This window comes from Phycisphaerae bacterium, assembly GCA_018003015.1.
Lineage (GTDB): Bacteria > Planctomycetota > Phycisphaerae > UBA1845 > PWPN01 > JAGNEZ01.
On sequence record JAGNEZ010000012.1, the window covers coordinates 59,002 to 76,557 of the forward strand.

Below are 17,556 nucleotides of genomic sequence, written 5' to 3' on the forward strand. Positions count from 1 at the left end.
CAGCCCGCGTTCTCCGGCCGGTGTCCAACGATCGCGTCTCTTCCCGCCCGCTTAGTCAATCCTGCGGCTCCATCACGGGAACCGCCATCCGGTACACCACGTCCGCCTGCGTCGGCTGCAGCGGCGCCCACTTCTGCTTCGTTCCAGCCTCCCGATAGCAGAGGCGGGCCGGCCCCGGGTCGCGGCTGAATCCGACGAACAGCGCGGTGCTCTGACGAAGGTGGGCCGAGCGATCGAGCTCGTGCCCGCGGGACCTTGTCAGGTCAAAGCCGCTTTTCTTGGTCTCTTTCTGATCGAACTCGTCGTAAAGACTCATCAGCAGCAGAGCGGCCTCGAAACCCTCCTGGGTAATCTCCCTCCTGTCTTGTTCCTGGTCGACACGGCCGCCATAGGCGTTGACCTGCATGCCCAGGCTTCGCAGCCATCCTCCCTGATTGGCCTGCAGGACGCCGAGATCCCTGAAATCGCCGAGGCTCGCTCTGGCGTCCGCGGGCAGCCTCTCAAGCCCGTACACTCGGATCTGGAGATCGCGAGTCACCCGGGCCTGCGGCACGTCACTTCCTGCGACAAAGAGGTAGCAGCTCCTCAGCTCGGTTCCCAGGCCGTTCTTGATCCAGCTGTCCGTGTTGAGCTTGACCGTGCCGGCCTGCTCGCGCCTCAGGCCCGCCTCCAACCGGCCGGGCAATTGCCCCGCCCACTTGGCCTCGAACTGCTTGAGGGTCGCCCGCATTGGCACGCCCTGGAGCTCACCGAGGCCGGCCACGGCCTGATACCGCTCCCGCGACGCGAACACCGTCCCTTCCCGCTCCGGGGCGAGCGGGGCCAGCAGGCCGTTGATGTCCGTCGGGCTCCCGGGATCAAGCCAGTTGCACGGCACCCGCAGATCCAGCCTGCTGTGTACCGGGGCCTTCAAGCCGAAGTAGCAGGCCGCATGGGCCTGGTTCGAACCCGCCTCCCCATCCACAATGGAGAGTTCCTGAACCCGGTAGCTGATCCCGCGAATCCATTGCACCGACGCCACGCTCACGACACTGGCCGCGATGCTCACCATCGCAAAGGCGGTCCAGGTGTGCTGAACCTTCTGCTGCCGCTTGAGCCACGCCCACGTCCCCCCCGTCGCCAGCAGGATGTAGGCCACCACGAACAGGAACGCGAACCCGAGATACAAACCGGCAGTGACGCCGAACGTGGTCTTGCGGCGCAGGGTGTTGAAGACGTCGGCCTCCACTCTCAGGCCGCTGATACTGCTCTTGTCCGGTGGGTCGCCCTTCAAAAGGCGAACCCCGATCAGATCAGCCAGGACCCGCTCGCTCGGCCGCGAACCCCGGCTCAACAGATCGCTCAGCTCGGCAGCGACGAAAATGACCTGCCCTCGGCCGACGGGGCGGCGGGTCACAAAGGCGTGGTCGTCCTTGGCCGCGGTGGCTCCCGCCCGGTCTGAGTTGGTCAGCGGCCCGGGCACGAGTATCTGCGCGCCGCTGGCCAAGTTCTTCACGGTGATCGGGCAGTAGCTCAGTGCCGGCGTGAAGCTCTTCGCATCAAAGGCGTCGATCGAGAGGAGTTCGGTCAGGTACTCGGGCGGCGTGGACATGGCGGCCATCTGCGTTGGCACGACCGGGAGCATCTCTCCGAACTTGCCCTTGCCAACGAGATCCCACGTCCTGCTGACCCCCAGCACCAGTGTGCCCCCGCGTCGGACCCACTCGACCAGGGCGTTCCGGGGCTCCAGATCCATAAGGCTCGGATCCGCTGCATCCCAGACGATGACGTCGGCCATGTCCAGGCCGGCCACGTCGTCCGGCAGGTCCTTGGCCACGCCGCGGAGCACGACCAGCGGGCGGACCAGTTTCTCTTCTTCCTTCATCAGATTGCGCAGCGGAGCCAGCGGCTTCTGCGAAACGTCCAGAATCACCTGGTGGTCCGAAGGAATCGGCTGGAGCACAGGGGGAGGCTTCAGCTCGGTGATATCCGCGCCCGTCGGGCCGACCAGTTTGGCGTACTGCCCCTTCGAGTCATACACCCGAACCGTGAAGTACTGAGGCGCCTGTTCCCTGCCGGCCGGCAGGTACAGGAAGTAGCGTTGCTTGCTTTGCGGCCACACCGTGCGACGGGCCAGGATTTCGTCGCCGTCCTGATCCTGTTGTCGGGCTTCCAGGGTGAGTTCAGTCTGCTCGCCCCCGAGGTTCACCAGCTCGACCACGATGGGGATCCACGAGCCGATCCGGTATCGATCAAGCCCTTGATCCTGCCCGCTGCTGCTGGTGTTGCCTGGGAAGCCGATGTGGACGATTTCGCCCTGCACTTGGACGGCACTGGCGGCCCCGGACGACAGGGTGAGCGCCGCGATGATCATCGCACAGGCATGTCGCCAACCGAGCATACCCACGCCCTCCAACCCTCGGTTCGGGCCGACGAGGCAGTCCTCGTCAGCTTGTACGCCCCAATACCGGGTAGAGTTTCACCAAGTCCACACCCGACCGGCCATTGTACGCCCGGCCCGCAGAGGCCTCAAACTGGAGATCAAGTCCTGCTTGATCAGCCTACTTCCTCGGACCCCGGAGGCACCTCAGGGCCCGCTGGAGCGACTCGACGAAGAAGAACTCGCCCCACATCACGGATTCATCCACGCCCAGCCCCTTGTTGCGATGGTATACCCCGTGCTTGAGGATCCCTTCCCAGCTGCCATCGCCCAAGGCCAGATACTCCGGCCCGCACAGCGCCCCCACCATCCGGAGGCCGACCTCCTTGAGGTGCTGGCGCTGCCTTGCCTCCTTCTCGCCCACGAGTTGCTGGGCGTCCGCCAGCTCGAACAGGCCACAGGCCGCGATCGCTCCGGCGGAGGTATCTTTCTGTCGCCTTGATTCCTCGGGGGCATCAAAATCCCACGGCGGCACCGGGTCCGCTGACACCCTCTCCATCAGGTACTGGGCGCAGTGCCGAGACGTTTCCAGCCACGGGATGAAGTTCAGGATCCGACCCGACGTGGCGAACCCGTAGATTGCCCATGCCAGGCCGCGTGACCAGCACGAGTCGCCGCGATAGCCCTGGTGAGTCGTCTGCCTGAGGCACTCGCCGGTCGATAGGTCGAACATCGCCTCGTGAGACGTCGAGCCGTCGCCCCGCACGAGGTAGCGACGTGATGTCGCGCAGTGCTTGCTGGCCACCTCCAGCAGCTCGCTGTCGTTTGTCTCGACCGCGGTCAGCAGGATGATCGGCACATTCATCATGATGTCTACGAAAAGCGAATCGGGAGCCACGAACGATCGCAGGTAGTTGCCGACGGGCATGAATCGTTTGGCGAGCGTCCGGCCGGCGTGATGAACGACCTCGCGTAGGGCGGGATCCGGCTTACCTTCGCGGACCGTCGCCTCGTACCATCGCCGGTACGTCCCGTGGTAGAAGAGGAAGCCGAGGTCGTGGACGTCCCGGTCGTCCTTCCGCGGCTCGATCAGCCGGCTGTAATGCTCGGCCTTCTCTCGCCAGTAACGGTCGCCCGTCTCCTCGTGGAAGATCCACATCATGCCGGGCAGGAAACCCTCGCACCAGTTGGTCCATTTCTCCCCTGTGTGCTGCCACTTCCCCTGAACGGTGTACATGGGGAAGTAGTCCGGGTATCGCTCGACCAGCTTTCGTACCTGCTGCTGGGCGAACTCAAACCCTGCTTCAATCCGTTTCAGCAACTGGGACTGCTCCTTTTTGGCCATGGACAGACTCCTTCTCCTGTTGTCGCAAACCCTTGCCATTCCTTACAGGAATGAGGGTATCGGCGGACAAATGCGTGGTCAAACCTGGGTCTCGGTCTGTGATCCGCCAAACGGTTTCTGGTATCATGCCTTCGCGCCCGAGGAGGATCGCGATTTGATCAAGGCGGTCAACGGTTGGACGTTCGAGGCGGGCACGCCGCTGGTTCAGGCCGCCGAAGCTTCGGCCCTGGCCGGCTTCCGGGCGTTCGAGCCGGTCCTGACCGCGGAGGGCGAACTGTCCCTGGCCACCGGCGAGGCGGAGTGCCGCAAGCTGGGTGACACCATCCGGGCGGCCGGGCTGGGGGTGGCCTCACTGGCGTGTGGGCTCTTCTGGCAGTGGCACTTCACTGCCCAGTCTCCAGCTGACCGCCGAAAGGCCTGGGACATCACCATCGCCGGCCTGGATCGGGCGCGCTGGCTGGGGACTGATGCCCTGCTCGTCGTTCCTGGGGTGGTCACCCACTTCCGCAGGCCCCGCGAGCTGCTCTGCGGCTACGCTGACGCCCTCAAGCTGACCTTTGATGCCCTCAGGGGACTCGTTCCGGAGGCCGAGAAGCGCGGCGTCGTCCTCGCGATCGAGAACGTCTGGAACCAGTTTCTCCTGTCGCCGGTTGAGATTTGCGAGCTGATCGACCGCCTCAACTCGCCCTGGGTCCGCGTCTGTCTCGATGTCGGAAACGTCGTCAAGTGGGGGCTTCCGGAAGACTGGGTCGATACACTGGGCAGGAGGATCTGTCGGATTCATCTCAAGGACTTCAGGACGGCTGTCGGCACGGTTGAGGGATTCTGCCTGCCGGGCGACGGCGACGTGAACTGGCCGGCGGTCATGGCCGCTCTGAAACGCATCCATTACGCTGGTCCGCTGATCCACGAGGGTCGGGGCGATCTGGTCGACATCTCCCGGCGGATCGACGCGATCCTGGCCGATGCGTGAGGTACACGATGGACAAGATCATTCGCGCGTTCATACGGGAGCACCTGGAAGGCATCCAGCGGCTCGATGCCGCCCGCCAGGCCGAGATTGCGGCCGCCGCCCGCCTGCTCATCGACTGCTTCCGCTCCGGCGGGCGGGTCTACATCGGCGGCAACGGTGGGTCCGCGGCTGACGCCCAGCACATCGCCGCCGAACTGGTCGGCCGGTTTCTCCGTGAACGCCCGGGCCTGCCCTGCGTTGCCCTGACCACCGACACCAGCGCCCTGACCGCCATCAGCAATGATTACGGCTTCGACCGCGTCTTCGCCCGCCAGGTCGAGGCCCTGGTCCGTCCTGGCGACGTCTTCTGGGTCCTCAGCACCAGCGGCAAGAGTCCGAACGTCGTCGAGGCCGCCCGCGCCGCCCGTGTCCGTGGCGCCAAGGTCCTCGGTTTCCTCGGCGGGACCGGCGGCGACATGCTCGCCCTCTGCGACGTCTGCTTCCTTGCCCCGGCCAAGCCGAGCTACGCGGTGCAGCATCTCCACCAGCTGGCCTACCACATCCTCTGTGATCTCGTCGAACGTGACCTGACTTCCGGTGGCAGGTGAGGTTTCGCATGCACGTGGCCCTCTCGGGTACTTCTGGCCACCCCGCAGGCGGCGCCTGAATGCGCCGGCACCTGGTCTGCTGGCCATAGCCCTATGACCACGCCTTCCGGGCCATCTGGGCTGTTGCCATGCGGTCTTTGCGGAGTATAACGGGTGTGCAGGTGACACCGGCGACGACGCCGGAGATCATGCAGAGGGACATGCTCATGGCTGAACCGTCAGGCCAGACCTTTTCCGCCCGGCGGCTGGCGAAGCTGGATCTTGGAGAGGGGAACCATGGCTGACCGCACGACGATCATCCTTGCGGACGATCACGCCCTGGTCCGGGGGGCGGTGAAGACCGTCCTGGAGCGAGAGGCGGACCTGGTCGTGGTGGCGGAGGTGGGCAGCGCCGACGAAGCGGTCGCTGAGACGCTGCGTCTGAAGCCCGATGTCGTGCTTTTGGATATTGAGATGCCGGGCCAGCACAGCTTCGAGGCGGCCAGGACCATCAAGTCCCGGCTTCCGAAGACGCGAGTGGTCTTCCTCAGCGGCTTCCATCATGATCGCTACATCGAACAGGCCATACTGGTCCAGGCATCCGGCTACCTGAGCAAGGGCGAGCCGCCGCAACGACTCGTGGAGGCGATCCGCGCGGTCATGGCCGGTGGGGTCTGCTACTCGCCGGAGATCCAGGCGCGCATCATCATCCACCCGGACGGTCGCCACAAGCTGAGCCCGGCGGGGCACACCCGGGCGGCCAGCCTCACGGAGAAGGAACTGGCGGTTCTGCGTTACATCGCCCGGGGTCTTTCGAAAAAGGAGATTGCCCTGCAGATGAGTGTGACGCTCTCCGCCATCGACCGCCATTGCACGCGGCTCATGGCCAAACTCGATATCCATGATCGCGTGGACCTGACCAAATTCGCGATCCGCGAAGGCCTGGCGGAACCCTGAAATCAGGTCGTCGCCCGCCGTCGGAGCCGTCCGATAAGCCTATGGCGGGCAGATGTATGTGTTTGCATCCCCCATATCCCCTCAAGTCAAGCCGATGCCGTGTTGTAGGTGGACGAAGGTGCGCCGGGGTGCGGGACCACCCGGCATTGTGGGACAAACGGCGGACGCAACGTCGCGCCGGGTTTCCGATCAAGTGATCAAGTGACGACGGTCCAAAGAACGGCGACAGTAACGGGGAGACGACAGAGATGAAAAAGAGAATGAAACTCTCGACGAAAATGGCCCTTGGTTTCGGTGCGCTCGTGACCATCTCGGTTCTGCTGGGCCTGGCGAGCTGGAACGGCCTGAGGGACATCAACACCAAGCGTGCTGTTCTGGAGCAAGGGGCCGTCGTTCTGGAGCGCATGGGAAACTGTGCCACATTGAGGCGCGATTTCGCAGCCTCCGGCTTTGAGAAGGCCAATGGCGAGACCAAGAACGCCGCCGAAAAGTGGTACGACGCCCACGCTCAGCTCCTGGCCGCCTTGAAGGACATTGAAACCACTTCGGGGATCGACACGGAGCAGGTCGGGCAGATCCGCAAAGTCGCGGGCTACGCCGATACCTACAAGAGCTCTTTCGACAAGATGGCTGATTCCCGCAAGGTCCGTGACCAGGCACGCACGGACTGGCGCAACCTGGGTAACAGCATCACCCGCGATATCGCCACCGCGCTTCGAGAGACGATCGAGCCCGCCCTCGAGAAGGCCAAGGCTGACAAGAACATCGACGACCTCACGACCTGGTCCGCGGTGTCCATTGAGCTGGATCGCGGTTTCATCCAGCCCTTCCTCCTCTTGCGGGTTGCCGGCACCTATCTGTTCGTTACGGGTGCCGAGCAGCAGTGGACCGAGTGGCAGGCTCAGTACGAAGTGGTCAAGGAAGGCCTGGGCAAGTGGTCTACACTGGCCAAGGGTACCGCCCAACTCGATAATCTGACCAAGGCATTGACTGGCTACATGCAGCAGTACGAGACGGCTGCGATCAGCTATCACGGCGGACTGGTCACCGAGCGAGAAGCGGTACGGACGCTGGCCGACGCGGCCAAGAACGTGGTGACTGAGACCAACACCTTGAACAGCCGGCTCAGCCAGGAGATGCAGTCGGTGACTGCCCGAACCCAGGTCATGATCATGGCGATGGGGATCGGCGCCCTGGTCATCGGGACCATTCTGGCCGTTCTGATCACCCGCAGCATTGTCCGGCCGATCAGTCGCATCATCGAAGGTTTGAATGAAGGTGCCGATCAGGTCAACGATGCCGCCGCGCAGGTTGCCGACGCCTCGCAGCAGTTGGCGGAAGGAGCCAGCGAGCAGGCCTCGTCGCTGGAGGAGACTTCCAGCGCCCTGGAGCAGATGGCGGCGATGACGCGTACCAACGCGGCCAGTGCCAAAGAAGCCAACGACCTGGCCCTCAAAACGCGGCAGACCGCCCACGAAGGTGACCAGACCATGGGGCAGCTCAACGAGGCCATGGCGGGCATCAACGGCTCCTCCGAAAAGATCAGCAAGATCATCAAGGTGATCGAGGAGATTGCCTTCCAGACCAACCTGCTCGCGCTCAACGCGGCGGTCGAGGCCGCCCGAGCAGGTGAACATGGCAAGGGTTTTGCAGTCGTGGCCGACGAGGTCCGCAGCCTCGCCCAGCGTTGTGCCCAGGCGGCCAAGGAGACGACCGGCCTGATCGAAGACGCCGTCAATAAGTCGCACGAGGGTACCCGCGTGGCCAGCGAGGTGGCCAAGTCCCTGGCCGCCATCGTCGGCGACGTGGGCAAGGTCTCCGACTTGATCAACGGCATCTCCAAGGCATCGGACGAACAGGCGGTTGGCGTCGACCAGGTCAACACCGCGGTCAGCCAGATGGACAAGGTCACCCAGCAGAACGCTTCCGGAGCGGAGGAATCCGCGGCCGCCGCGGAGGAACTCGCCGCCCAGGCCCAGTCGGTCAAGGGACTCGTCACCGAATTGGTCGGCATTACCACCGGCGGTACCCTGGGCAGCGAACCGACTTCGGCCGCCCGGGGGACGACCAAGAAGGCGGCCAGCTCACCCGTCGTCAAGCCGCTGAGTCGGCTTGCCAAGCCCAAGCTGATCTCCAAGACCCCGAGTTCCCCGGCCAGCGAGGCCATACCCTTGGACGCGGACGGCAACGAGCCCAACGATTTCTAGGACCGTTTAGAGCTAGGCGGACACGGGGACAAGTGTCGATCCGGCATGGACGCTTGTCCCCTCTCTTTGTGCACAGACAACGAACAGATCGCTGCTCCGGGTCGAGCTCGACACTCCCGGATCGGACGCTGGTGCCCCCCGAGAACGAGGGAACGAACCCCAACTCGGCGTCTGGTCACGGCACTCCGACCAGGATGGCTGACCAAGTCACTCGTCCCAGCCATCGTGGTCTCTTCTTGCACCCCAAGCACCGTTCACTACACTGATCACCGAGAAGAGTGGATGAAGACACGCATTGATCATGCCTTGGTGGTGACGCCGCGCGACAAAGGCGTGGCCGTGCTCGATGACTGCTCCATCGAGTTCGAGAGCGGCGTCATCACCCGGCTTGGCCAGACTCGAAAGACCGTGCCCATTCCGGCTCGCGCGGCCATCAAGGATGTCCGGCTCCAGGAGCTGCATGGCCGACCGCTGGGGGCGATCCTCTTCAGGCTCGGATTGGTCACCCCCGAGGAGGTTGCTCGGGCCCTCGAAAGGCAGAAGACGCGTTATGGTGTCATCGGCCAGATGTTGACGGAGCTGGCGTTCGTCACCGAGAGCGAAATCGAGTTTGCCCTGGCGATCCAGGCTGGCCGCGGTGCAGAAGAGGAGCCGGACAAGGAGGTGACGGTCATCGACGGCCGCGGCACGCTGGTGACCCCGGGGCTGGTGAACACCCACCACCACCTGTTCCAATCGCTGACCCGCTGCAGGACCGACGTTCAGGCGGCGACGTTGTTCAGCTGGCTGACGACGCTGTACCCAATCTGGCGCGGGTTGTGCTACGACGATCTGCGGCAGGCGGCAGCGGTCAGTCTGGCAGAGCTTGTCGTCAGCGGTTGCACGACCACCAGCGATCATCATTACCTGTTCCCCAACGGCAGCGATGTGCGGCTCGAGGCGATCCTCGAAGCCGCCGAACAGGTGGGCATCCGCATTCACGCCTGCCGAGGCAGCATGAGCACGGGGCGATCGGCCGGTGGGCTTCCGCCCGACGAATGCGTCGAGAACGAGGAGAGCATTCTGGCCGACTGCCAGCATGCCCTGCTTCGTTTCCACGACGCCAGGCCGATGTCCATGCGCCGGATCGACCTGGCTCCCTGTTCGCCGTTCAACATCACGCCGGAACTGTTCGACGAGACACGGGTGCTGGCTGCCGAACACCATGTTCTACTGCACACCCATGCGGCCGAGACCCTTGACGAGGAGCGGTTCTGCCTGGAACGGTTCGAAGTACGACCGATCGAGTACCTTCACCGGCACGAGTGGCTGGCGGACAATGTCTACCTGGCCCACTGCGTGCATTTGAATGATCGGGAGATCCGCCTTCTGGCGGAGACGCATACCGGCGTGGCCCATTGCCCGTCATCCAACATGCGGCTGGCCAGCGGGGTGGCACCGATCCGGAAGATGCTTGACGCGGGCGTCAAGGTCGGCCTTGCCGTGGACGGCAGTAGCAGTAATGATGGCGGCAGTATCCTCGCGGAGGCCCGACAGGCCCTGCTGCTCCAGCGGGTCGGCGGCAACCCCGCCGGTATGACCGCCCAAGAGGCGTTCCGCCTGGTGACCGCCGGCGGCGCGGCGGTACTGAACCGCAAGGAGCTGGGCAGGATCGAGCCAGGCTGCGCCGCCGACCTGGCCCTCTTTGATCTCAGCGACGTAGCCTTCGCCGGTGCCATCGCCCAGGATCCGATCGGAGCGTTGATACTGGCCCAGCCGCCCCGGCCACGCGACGTGTTCGTCGCCGGCAAGCGGGTGGTTGAAGCTGGTCGGCTCTGTACCCTGGACGGCCTCCGGCTCGTGGCGGACTTCAACCGCCTGGTGCAACGGAAGTACCGGGCGTAGTTGCCGACGGATGACCATCAGCGGATGGTGGTGTGCCGTCGAAAACCGTCGGCGGTGGATGGGCGGTCTCAGACCTGGAGGTGCACGCATGATTCAGACACGGCGTGAAGTACTGGCGGGAGCGGCGGCCGTGACGGCCGGGCTGGCCATCGGGACCCAGATCCGCCAAGCGGTCGCCGAAGCCAGAGCATCCGGCGTCAAAGTGAGCATGTGCGACTGGTCCCTGGGCAAGACCACCCCGGAGGCTTTCCCCCTGGCCAAAGAGATCGGCCTTCAGGGAGTCCAGGTCAGCCTGGGCAGTCCGGAGAACAGACTCTGGCTGCGGCAGCCCAGAATCCAGGAGGAGTACCTTGAGGCCTCACGCAAGTCCGGCGTGGCCATCTCCTCGCTGGCCATGGGACTGCTCAATGAGATACCGCTCATGTCCGAACCGAGGGCGGCCATCTGGGCGGCCGACGCCATCGAGGCGGCCAAGGCCCTGAAGGTGCAGGTCATCCTGCTGGCCTTTTTTGGCCACGGCGAACTCAAGGAGGACAACGCGACCGACATGCGCCGGGTGACCGAAGTCCTGCAGGAACTAGCCCCGCGAGCGGAGAAAGCCGGCGTCATCCTCGGCATCGAGAGCTACATGTCGGCCGAGGGGCATCTGAAGATCCTCGACCAGGTTCGCTCGGACGCCGTCCAGGTCTACTACGATTTCTTCAACTCCCACGCCACCAAGGGCTACGATTTCGTCAAGGAGGTCAAGCTCCTGGGCCGCAAACGCATCTGCGAGGTGCATTACAAGGAAGGCCGCCATCTGCTGGGTGCCAGCGGCAAGCCCGACTGGCCGACCGTCGTCAAGGTCCTGAAGGAAATCGGATACGATCGCTGGGCCACACTGGAAACCTCGAGTCCCAGCGGAAACATGGTCGCCGATACACGCAGGAACCTAGAATACGTCCGGAAGCTCTGGGCGGGGTAGCTCTCTCAGCGGCCGGCATTCGGTCGTCGGATCTCCCTGAACGGGCCACGGTCCCATCCCGAAGGAGAAATGCCAGACGCCCAGACGGCGTGAGGAGTGTCGCTCATGATTCGAGGCATATGCGGGTTCGCGATGTTGCTGGTGACGGCCCCCACCGTGTCCGCTCTGAAGCCTGGAGACGCGCCCCCAGCGACCCAGGCCAAGAACCAGGAGGGCAAGACCGTCGACCTGGGCGGTCTGTACGGCCATCGGCCGGTTGTCCTGTTCTTCTACCCCAAGTCCTTCACCTCCGGCTGCACGGTCGAGGTCCAGGCCTTCCGCGACGCCGACAAGGACCTGCGCGCCTTCGACGCTGCCGTCTTTGGCGTGTCTTGTGACGAACAGGACACTCAGCACAAGTTCTGCGACTCCTATAGACTCAAGTATGATCTTCTGGCCGACAAGGAAGGTGTCGTCGCCAAGGCCTTCGACATCCCTGTGAACAACGGCCTCAGCGCCCGCTGGACGGTGGTCATCGGCCGGACCGGCAAGGTGCTCCTGATCGACTCGAACGTGAGCAAGGACATCAAGGGACACCCCGCGAAGGTCGTCTCCGCTCTGAAGCAGGACTGGGAGCAGTACGTCGCCGGGTTCAAGCCGCTCTTCAACCGCAAGGACCTGGAAGGCTGGAAAGCGATCGCCGCCGAATCGGACACCTGGAAGGTAGTCAACGCCGAACTCCACTGCACCGGCAAGCCAACCTGCTACGTCCGCACCAAGGCGAGCCACAAGGACTACAAGCTGCTCCTGGAGTTCATGTATCCCGAGAAACTCGGCAACGCTGGCGTTCTGGTGCACATCAACGGCGAGGACAAGGTCTGGCCCCAGTCGATCGAGCCGAACCTGAACGTCGATCAGATGGGCAAGATCTACCTCATCGGCGGTGCATCTCTCGAGTACCTGAAGGACAATCCCTCGGCCAAGGTCGACATTCCCCCCGGCGTGTGGCACCGCTACGAGATCACCTGCAAGGGTGACACGATCCGCCTGGCGCTCAACGGTGTCGTGGTGAACGAGTGCAGGAAGGCGTCTCCGTCCTCCGGTACGATCGGCCTCCAATCCGAAGGTGTCCCCATCCGCTTCCGGACGATCGCGGTCAAGTCCCTGGTTCAGTAGTATTCAGGACAGGTCACCTGGCCGCCTGCCCTCGGCGTCCCCGTTTGACGACGGAGGTGGGCGCATCCTAGCACGCCAGCTTCCTGAACTCGCGCACCCGATGAAGGGTGATTAGATTGCCATCGTGGGCTGACTTGGCGTTTTCATCCCCGAAGCGGCTAAGAATCATCAGATCCCCGCCGTCAATCACCATGCTTGCGTAGCTGCGGGCCTGCTTGGCCGACTTGCCTCGCGTGACCAGGCCGGCAAACACCCAATCGACGCAGTTCTTCGAGAAATGCAGTTGAAGCCGGTGACGCTCCTGGTTCGGGATGGCAAAACGGTCCGCCGGCCGCCGGTCGGCTCGGGTCATGCTGTCCGTCGCCTGATTGCTGACCACCCAGTGAAGCCGGGTCTGCTCGTCGTAGAGGATGGGGAACTTGAGTTGGCCCCCCGGCAAGGGAACGAACGCGGCAAACCGTCCCGACGGCATCTTCTCCAACTGCGTGGTCGTCGTCTCCGCCAAAACCAGCAATCCAAGCCCGCTTGCTGCTCGCACGAATACAGGCGAGAAAGACCCGGCTTATTCATGATGTTTCTGAAAACTCCGGGTCAGCAGCTGTCCCGGCTTCGCCTGTCTTTGACCGAAATCCAATAACGCGAGGTATCTACCCCGAACAAGAAGTGGTAGGATAGAACCAGGATTCGCCGACTTCGCACCTCGTGGTCACGACGGGTGTCTCCGTCGGATCCGAGTGCGATCACCCGGCAGGATTTGAGACGATCGCGGCTTTTGTCTAGCGAGAACGCGGGAGACCTGTCATGAGTATTCGGAACGGCTACATGTTGTTGCTCGGTGCTTTCGTGGTTGTCCTCACCAGTGGCCAGGGCTGCTGGTCCCCGCCTCCGACTCCTCAACCGCAAGGGAACGAACCGGTCACTATGGACGATGGGCACAAGATCTACAACATCACCGAGGACTTTATCGCCTATGCAGAGCAGAACGCCAATGCGGACGCTGCCACGCGAACTGCCCAATGGAACGAACTCCTTGAAGGCAAGTACCCGGATTTCTTCAATCAGGTCATCTACCGCAACCTGACCGGAGACGACCTCGCAGCCTACAAAGCCCAGATCATCGACCAGTTCTGGAACGAGATTGTGCCTCAGTTGAACACGTTGAAGCAGACCAGTAGTACGGCCGTACAGCGGGTGTTGGATGGGCGGACGTCGTTCAAGAACCTATTCGCCGACTTCGCTCCGCAGACCGACTACTACCTGACGGTGGCGTTCAGTTTCCACGGCAAGGCGGTGGACTTGAATGGCCAGACGATCCTGGCCCTGGGCCTCGAGAACTACGCCCCGAACGAACCCGAGTTGGATATCACCATCGCTCACGAGCAGTATCATCTCTACCACTTCACCACGTTCAGCCCCTCGGGTGGCCTATACCGAGGGGTCTGGACCGAGGGCATGGCGGTCTACGCCTCCGAGCAGGTCATTCCCGGCCATGAGATGACCGAGTACCTCGGTTTCACCACCGAGCGGATCACCCAGATGCACGACCTCTTCGACGATCTGACCCAGGACATCCTGAACAACATGGGCACGACCGATCAGACAATCAAGCGAGCTTACCTTGGTGCGGAAGACAACGAGACGTGGATTCCCCCGGGCTCCGGGTACTACATCGGCTACTATCTGGTTCAGGAGCTGGTGGAACAGGGTAATACCCTTGCTACCATGACTCGGTGGGACGCGGACACGGTCTACGGCCAGATGCAGGATACCCTTCCGACGCTGGAGCAGCCGTAATGGATTGGCGGCGAGGCAGCATGGTTATATAATAGGCGGCGGTCAGGTCATTCACAGTCGCTTGAGGTCCGCCATGAAAGCTACGTCCGACCCCCCGACCGAGTCTTCTTTGGTGGGCGTCAACGCTGCCAAAGCCGCGTTTACGCTGATCGAAGTGCTCGTGGTCGTCGCGATCATCGCCCTTCTGCTGGCCGTCCTGCTCCCTTCGCTAACCAAAGCCCGCGAGCAATCGCGTCGAGCGGTCTGTGCCACGCAGATCAAGCAGTTCGTCAATGGCATGGTGATGTATGGTTCGGACAGCAGAGATTCGCTCCCGGGGCCGATTCATCCGGCCATGGAACTGGAGACCTTCCTCAAGATCGCTTCCAACGATTACGAAGAGTGGCACCTGCCGTATCTGATCCGCAAGTACTTCACGGACAAGGGACGCAGTGGGAAGGCGACCGACACCGTCGCCAAGTGTCCCACCGCCTTCGCCATGTCCAAGAACAAGCTGGCGAACACCTATGGGAGAACCGATTTCGAGCGGCCCTTCTCCTACGCGCTCAACAACTGGAGGAAGGCGGGAAGCGTTGAGTTCGGCACAGCGCCGCCGTGGTACTTCGGCTATCCGGACAACTTCTGGGAGAACACCAGGGCACCGTTCACGCCACGTTCTTCCACCGATCCTGCGTTTCTCAGGGACGCTGTCCCCAAGAAGATCCAGGTCGTCAAACAACCCGGCCGCGAGTGGGCCATCGCGGACGCATTTCGCTACCCCGAACTGCTGCCCATTCCCGTCGGCTCCACCCGCAGACCCGGCCAATGGCAACGAGGCACTTACCAGTTCAGTTTCGTCACCGCGGAAGGCCTGATCCCGGACAAACCCTATCACGACGGCGGCGCCAACTACGCGATGTTCGACGGCCACGTCGAATACCAGCGGAACTGGCTCGGCACGGTGAACCCGGCGCCGTAGGCGGCGATGCGTCTCGCCACGACCTCTCCGCGACTTCTCATCCTCATCGTCGGCGGCTTGCCGGGGTGATCGGGGCCAGGGGAATCGCATGCCGCGGGCCGTTCAGTCGGCGCTGGCGTTGGACAACCGCACCAGCTGATCGAGCGTTCTGCTTGCCCGGCCATCGTCGACCGCCTGAGCAGCGAGTTTGAGACCGGACGCGAGATCGGTGGCCAGACCCGCGACCAGCAGAGCCGCAGCGCTGTTCAGCAAGGCGTGATGGCGACGGGGGCCCTGATCGCGACCGCCGAAGATGTCGCGCATCGCGTTGGCGCTGGCGAAAGGAGAGTTCACGAGGAGCTTGCTCAGGCTGGCCACGGGCACGCCAACGTCCTCGGGATGAACCTGGAATGTGCGAAACCGCCCGTCCTTGACCTCGGTTACCTGGGTCGGCCCGGTGACGGTCAGATCGCACAGTCCGTTGTGGGCATGTACCACCCAGGCGAAGGCCGCCCCTCGGGCGGCGAGGACCGCAGCCAGTGTCTCGGTCAGATCGGGTCGGGAAGTGCCCAGCAGCTGCCGCCTGGCTCCAGCCGGATTGGTCAGCGGACCGAGCAAATTGAAGATGGTCCGGATGCGAATTGCCTTGCGAACCGGCGCCGCGTGCTTCATGGCCGGGTGCAGGTTCGGGGCATAAAGGAAGGCGATCCGGCATTCGCGAAGGCATCGCTCCAGCACCGGAACCGGTGCATTGAGGTTCACCCCCAGTTCCTCGATCACCTCAGCCGAGCCACTGACCCGGGTATGGGTGCGGTTGCCGTGCTTGGCGACGGTCGCCCCCGCGGAAGCGGCGATGATCGCCGCAGTGGTCGAGACGTTGAAGGTGCTGATTCCATCGCCGCCCGTGCCGCAGGTATCGATACACTCCGCCTCGCAACGTACCCGGGTCACTTTCTCATTCATGACGTCCGCGGCACCTGCGATCTCCTCGACGGTCTCGTCCTTGGCGGCGAGTGCAGTCAGAAACTCGCCCATGGGACCCGGCTCGACGCCACCGGTCATGATCTGCTCGAAGACCTCCCGGGTCTGCTCCCGAGACAGATGCCGGCCGGCCTTCACCTGCCCAATGATGCTTGCGATGTCAGCCATGGCTGCCGCCCCAGAGCGCGATTAGAGTGGATGCACGGCCGCCCCATTCGAGGCCGTGGTGGTATACACGATCGCAGGGTTCTTGAACCGACTGTCATAACGCTGCCGAATGGCAGCCTGGAGCCGCTCCTCGGCCTCGCGGGCGACTAGCGCGATGGCGCAGCCGCCGAAACCGGCACCGGTCATCCTCGCGCCGTAGACGCCGGGAATCCCGGTTGCGAGATCAACCAGGGCGTCCAGTTCCTCGCACGAGACCTCGTAATCGTCGCGCAGCGAGACGTGCGAGGCGATCATGAGTCGCCCGAAACCGGATGCGTCGTTGGCCCGGAGCACCTCGCCGGCGTGCGCCGTCCGCTGAATCTCGCTGACAATGTGGCGGCAGCGCCGATAGACGACCGGATCCATGTTCCCGCGGCCGGCCTCGAGTTGCTCAGGAGTCACGTCACGCAAGCTCGTCAGAGCCGGTTTGGTCGCCTTCAGGACGGCCAGCCCTTCGGCAATCTGCTTCTGCCGAACCGGGTACTGACTGGCCCCGACCTCGTGTTTGACCTGGGTGTTCATCACCGTCAGGACGGTGTCGCCCAAGGCCATGGGCAAGTGCTCGACCACCTGGGTGCGGCAGTCGAGCAGCAAGGCGTGTCCCTCTCTCCCCAGGGCGCAGATGAACTGATCCATGATCCCGCAGGGGGACTTGGCGTACTGATGCTCCGCCTGCCGGGCCAGGAGGGCGGTCTTGACCGGATCCATGGTGCGACCGGCCAGGGCCAGGATCGCCTTGGCCGTGCCGACTTCAAGCGCCGCGGAACTGCTCACCCCCCCGCCCAAGGGCACTTCACTGTGGATGAACAGGCGCCCCCCCTTGCAGGTGATGCCTTCCCGCCGCAGCATCTCGACCGTTCCGCGAACGTAGTTGCCCCACTTGACTGCATCCGGCGGCCCTGGATCGGCTGCCGGGAACCGAATAGTCTGATCACCAGCTGTCGTATGGACCACAAGCGTGCCATCATTCGTCGGGGCAACCACCACGTACAAGGCCTGCGACATGGCGATGGGCAGAACGAACCCATCGGCATAATCCACATGCTCCCCGATCAGGTTGACCCGCCCGGGCGACCGCACCAACAGGGTCGGTGAAGCATCCGGGAACACCTTCGAGAAACGTTGCACCAGTTCCGCCGTATTGACCGTCATGCCGTCCTCACTAACAATAGGCTGAGATGGCGACTGTAGGGCGTGGCCCTGAGCCTGTCAATGTTCTCATCGGCC

14 protein-coding genes are annotated in these 17,556 nt (G+C 63.5%); 9 read left to right on the forward strand and 5 right to left on the reverse strand.

Translation table 11 applies throughout. The features are described from left to right. Window positions 1-55: 55 nt before the first annotated feature. Together KA354_07695 and KA354_07700 are read right to left on the reverse strand one after the other, a co-directional pair. Window positions 56-2,380 (reverse strand): hypothetical protein, encoded by a 2,325-nt coding sequence (locus KA354_07695; protein ID MBP7934518.1) that lies wholly within the window; start codon window positions 2,378-2,380, stop codon window positions 56-58. 160 nt (window positions 2,381-2,540) lie between these two features. Further along, the gene (locus tag KA354_07700; protein ID MBP7934519.1) at window positions 2,541-3,704 is read right to left on the reverse strand and encodes a glycoside hydrolase family 88 protein; all 1,164 of its coding nucleotides are present in this window, start codon (window positions 3,702-3,704) and stop codon (window positions 2,541-2,543) included. 70 nt (window positions 3,705-3,774) lie between these two features. Here KA354_07700 and KA354_07705 point away from each other — a divergent pair, with 70 nt between their 5' ends. The 7 genes from KA354_07705 (at window position 3,775) to KA354_07735 (ending at window position 12,410) form a co-directional block, all read left to right on the forward strand. After that, window positions 3,775-4,677: a sugar phosphate isomerase/epimerase gene (locus KA354_07705; GenBank protein ID MBP7934520.1), complete on the forward strand. Its 903-nt coding sequence runs from the start codon at window positions 3,775-3,777 to the stop codon at window positions 4,675-4,677. A gap of 8 nt (window positions 4,678-4,685) precedes the next feature. After that, window positions 4,686-5,264 carry an SIS domain-containing protein gene (locus KA354_07710; protein MBP7934521.1) on the forward strand — a complete coding sequence of 193 codons (579 nt, stop codon included), beginning with the start codon at window positions 4,686-4,688 and terminating at the stop codon, window positions 5,262-5,264. 276 nt (window positions 5,265-5,540) lie between these two features. After that, complete coding sequence (locus KA354_07715) at window positions 5,541-6,200, forward strand: response regulator transcription factor (GenBank protein MBP7934522.1); 660 nt, start codon at window positions 5,541-5,543, stop codon at window positions 6,198-6,200. 248 nt (window positions 6,201-6,448) lie between these two features. Continuing rightward, entirely contained in the window at window positions 6,449-8,407 is a 1,959-nt protein-coding gene (locus tag KA354_07720; GenBank protein ID MBP7934523.1) for a hypothetical protein, read from the forward strand. Window positions 8,408-8,689: 282 nt separating this feature from the next. Then, on the forward strand, window positions 8,690-10,291 hold the full coding sequence (locus tag KA354_07725) for an 8-oxoguanine deaminase (protein ID MBP7934524.1): 1,602 nt from the start codon (window positions 8,690-8,692) through the stop codon (window positions 10,289-10,291). Window positions 10,292-10,379: 88 nt separating this feature from the next. Then, entirely contained in the window at window positions 10,380-11,255 is an 876-nt protein-coding gene (locus tag KA354_07730) for a sugar phosphate isomerase/epimerase (GenBank protein ID MBP7934525.1), read from the forward strand. A gap of 105 nt (window positions 11,256-11,360) precedes the next feature. Further along, a complete protein-coding gene (locus KA354_07735; GenBank protein MBP7934526.1) occupies window positions 11,361-12,410 on the forward strand; it encodes a DUF1080 domain-containing protein in 1,050 nt (349 codons plus the stop codon). 67 nt (window positions 12,411-12,477) lie between these two features. Here the strand turns inward: KA354_07735 and KA354_07740 are convergent, their stop codons facing one another. Then, entirely contained in the window at window positions 12,478-12,915 is a 438-nt protein-coding gene (locus KA354_07740) for a hypothetical protein (GenBank protein ID MBP7934527.1), read from the reverse strand. A 296-nt stretch (window positions 12,916-13,211) separates the two neighbouring features. Here KA354_07740 and KA354_07745 point away from each other — a divergent pair, with 296 nt between their 5' ends. After that, window positions 13,212-14,204 (forward strand): hypothetical protein, encoded by a 993-nt coding sequence (locus tag KA354_07745; protein MBP7934528.1) that lies wholly within the window; start codon window positions 13,212-13,214, stop codon window positions 14,202-14,204. Window positions 14,205-14,277: 73 nt separating this feature from the next. Then, on the forward strand, window positions 14,278-15,162 hold the full coding sequence (locus KA354_07750) for a prepilin-type N-terminal cleavage/methylation domain-containing protein (protein MBP7934529.1): 885 nt from the start codon (window positions 14,278-14,280) through the stop codon (window positions 15,160-15,162). Between the two features lie 102 nt (window positions 15,163-15,264). On the opposite strand, the gene trpD is transcribed toward KA354_07750, so the two are convergent. After that, complete coding sequence (gene trpD / locus KA354_07755; protein MBP7934530.1) at window positions 15,265-16,290, reverse strand: anthranilate phosphoribosyltransferase; 1,026 nt, start codon at window positions 16,288-16,290, stop codon at window positions 15,265-15,267. Between the two features lie 21 nt (window positions 16,291-16,311). After that, a complete protein-coding gene (gene galK / locus KA354_07760) occupies window positions 16,312-17,481 on the reverse strand; it encodes a galactokinase (protein MBP7934531.1) in 1,170 nt (389 codons plus the stop codon). Window positions 17,482-17,556: the final 75 nt, after the last annotated feature.

Bases quoted from the DNA above. Each gene is read 5' to 3' on its own strand.
- KA354_07705 (MBP7934520.1), top strand. From the start codon at position 3,775: ATGCGTGGTCAAACCTGGGTCTCGGTCTGTGATCCGCCAAACGGTTTC.
- KA354_07745 (MBP7934528.1), top strand. From the start codon at position 13,212: ATGAGTATTCGGAACGGCTACATGTTGTTGCTCGGTGCTTTCGTGGTT.
- KA354_07720 (MBP7934523.1), top strand. From the start codon at position 6,449: ATGAAAAAGAGAATGAAACTCTCGACGAAAATGGCCCTTGGTTTCGGT.
- galK (MBP7934531.1), bottom strand. From the start codon at position 17,481: ATGACGGTCAATACGGCGGAACTGGTGCAACGTTTCTCGAAGGTGTTC.
- KA354_07725 (MBP7934524.1), top strand. From the start codon at position 8,690: ATGAAGACACGCATTGATCATGCCTTGGTGGTGACGCCGCGCGACAAA.
- KA354_07735 (MBP7934526.1), top strand. From the start codon at position 11,361: ATGATTCGAGGCATATGCGGGTTCGCGATGTTGCTGGTGACGGCCCCC.
- KA354_07695 (MBP7934518.1), bottom strand. From the start codon at position 2,380: ATGCTCGGTTGGCGACATGCCTGTGCGATGATCATCGCGGCGCTCACC.
- KA354_07710 (MBP7934521.1), top strand. From the start codon at position 4,686: ATGGACAAGATCATTCGCGCGTTCATACGGGAGCACCTGGAAGGCATC.
- KA354_07715 (MBP7934522.1), top strand. From the start codon at position 5,541: ATGGCTGACCGCACGACGATCATCCTTGCGGACGATCACGCCCTGGTC.
- KA354_07700 (MBP7934519.1), bottom strand. From the start codon at position 3,704: ATGGCCAAAAAGGAGCAGTCCCAGTTGCTGAAACGGATTGAAGCAGGG.
- KA354_07750 (MBP7934529.1), top strand. From the start codon at position 14,278: ATGAAAGCTACGTCCGACCCCCCGACCGAGTCTTCTTTGGTGGGCGTC.
- trpD (MBP7934530.1), bottom strand. From the start codon at position 16,290: ATGGCTGACATCGCAAGCATCATTGGGCAGGTGAAGGCCGGCCGGCAT.
- KA354_07730 (MBP7934525.1), top strand. From the start codon at position 10,380: ATGATTCAGACACGGCGTGAAGTACTGGCGGGAGCGGCGGCCGTGACG.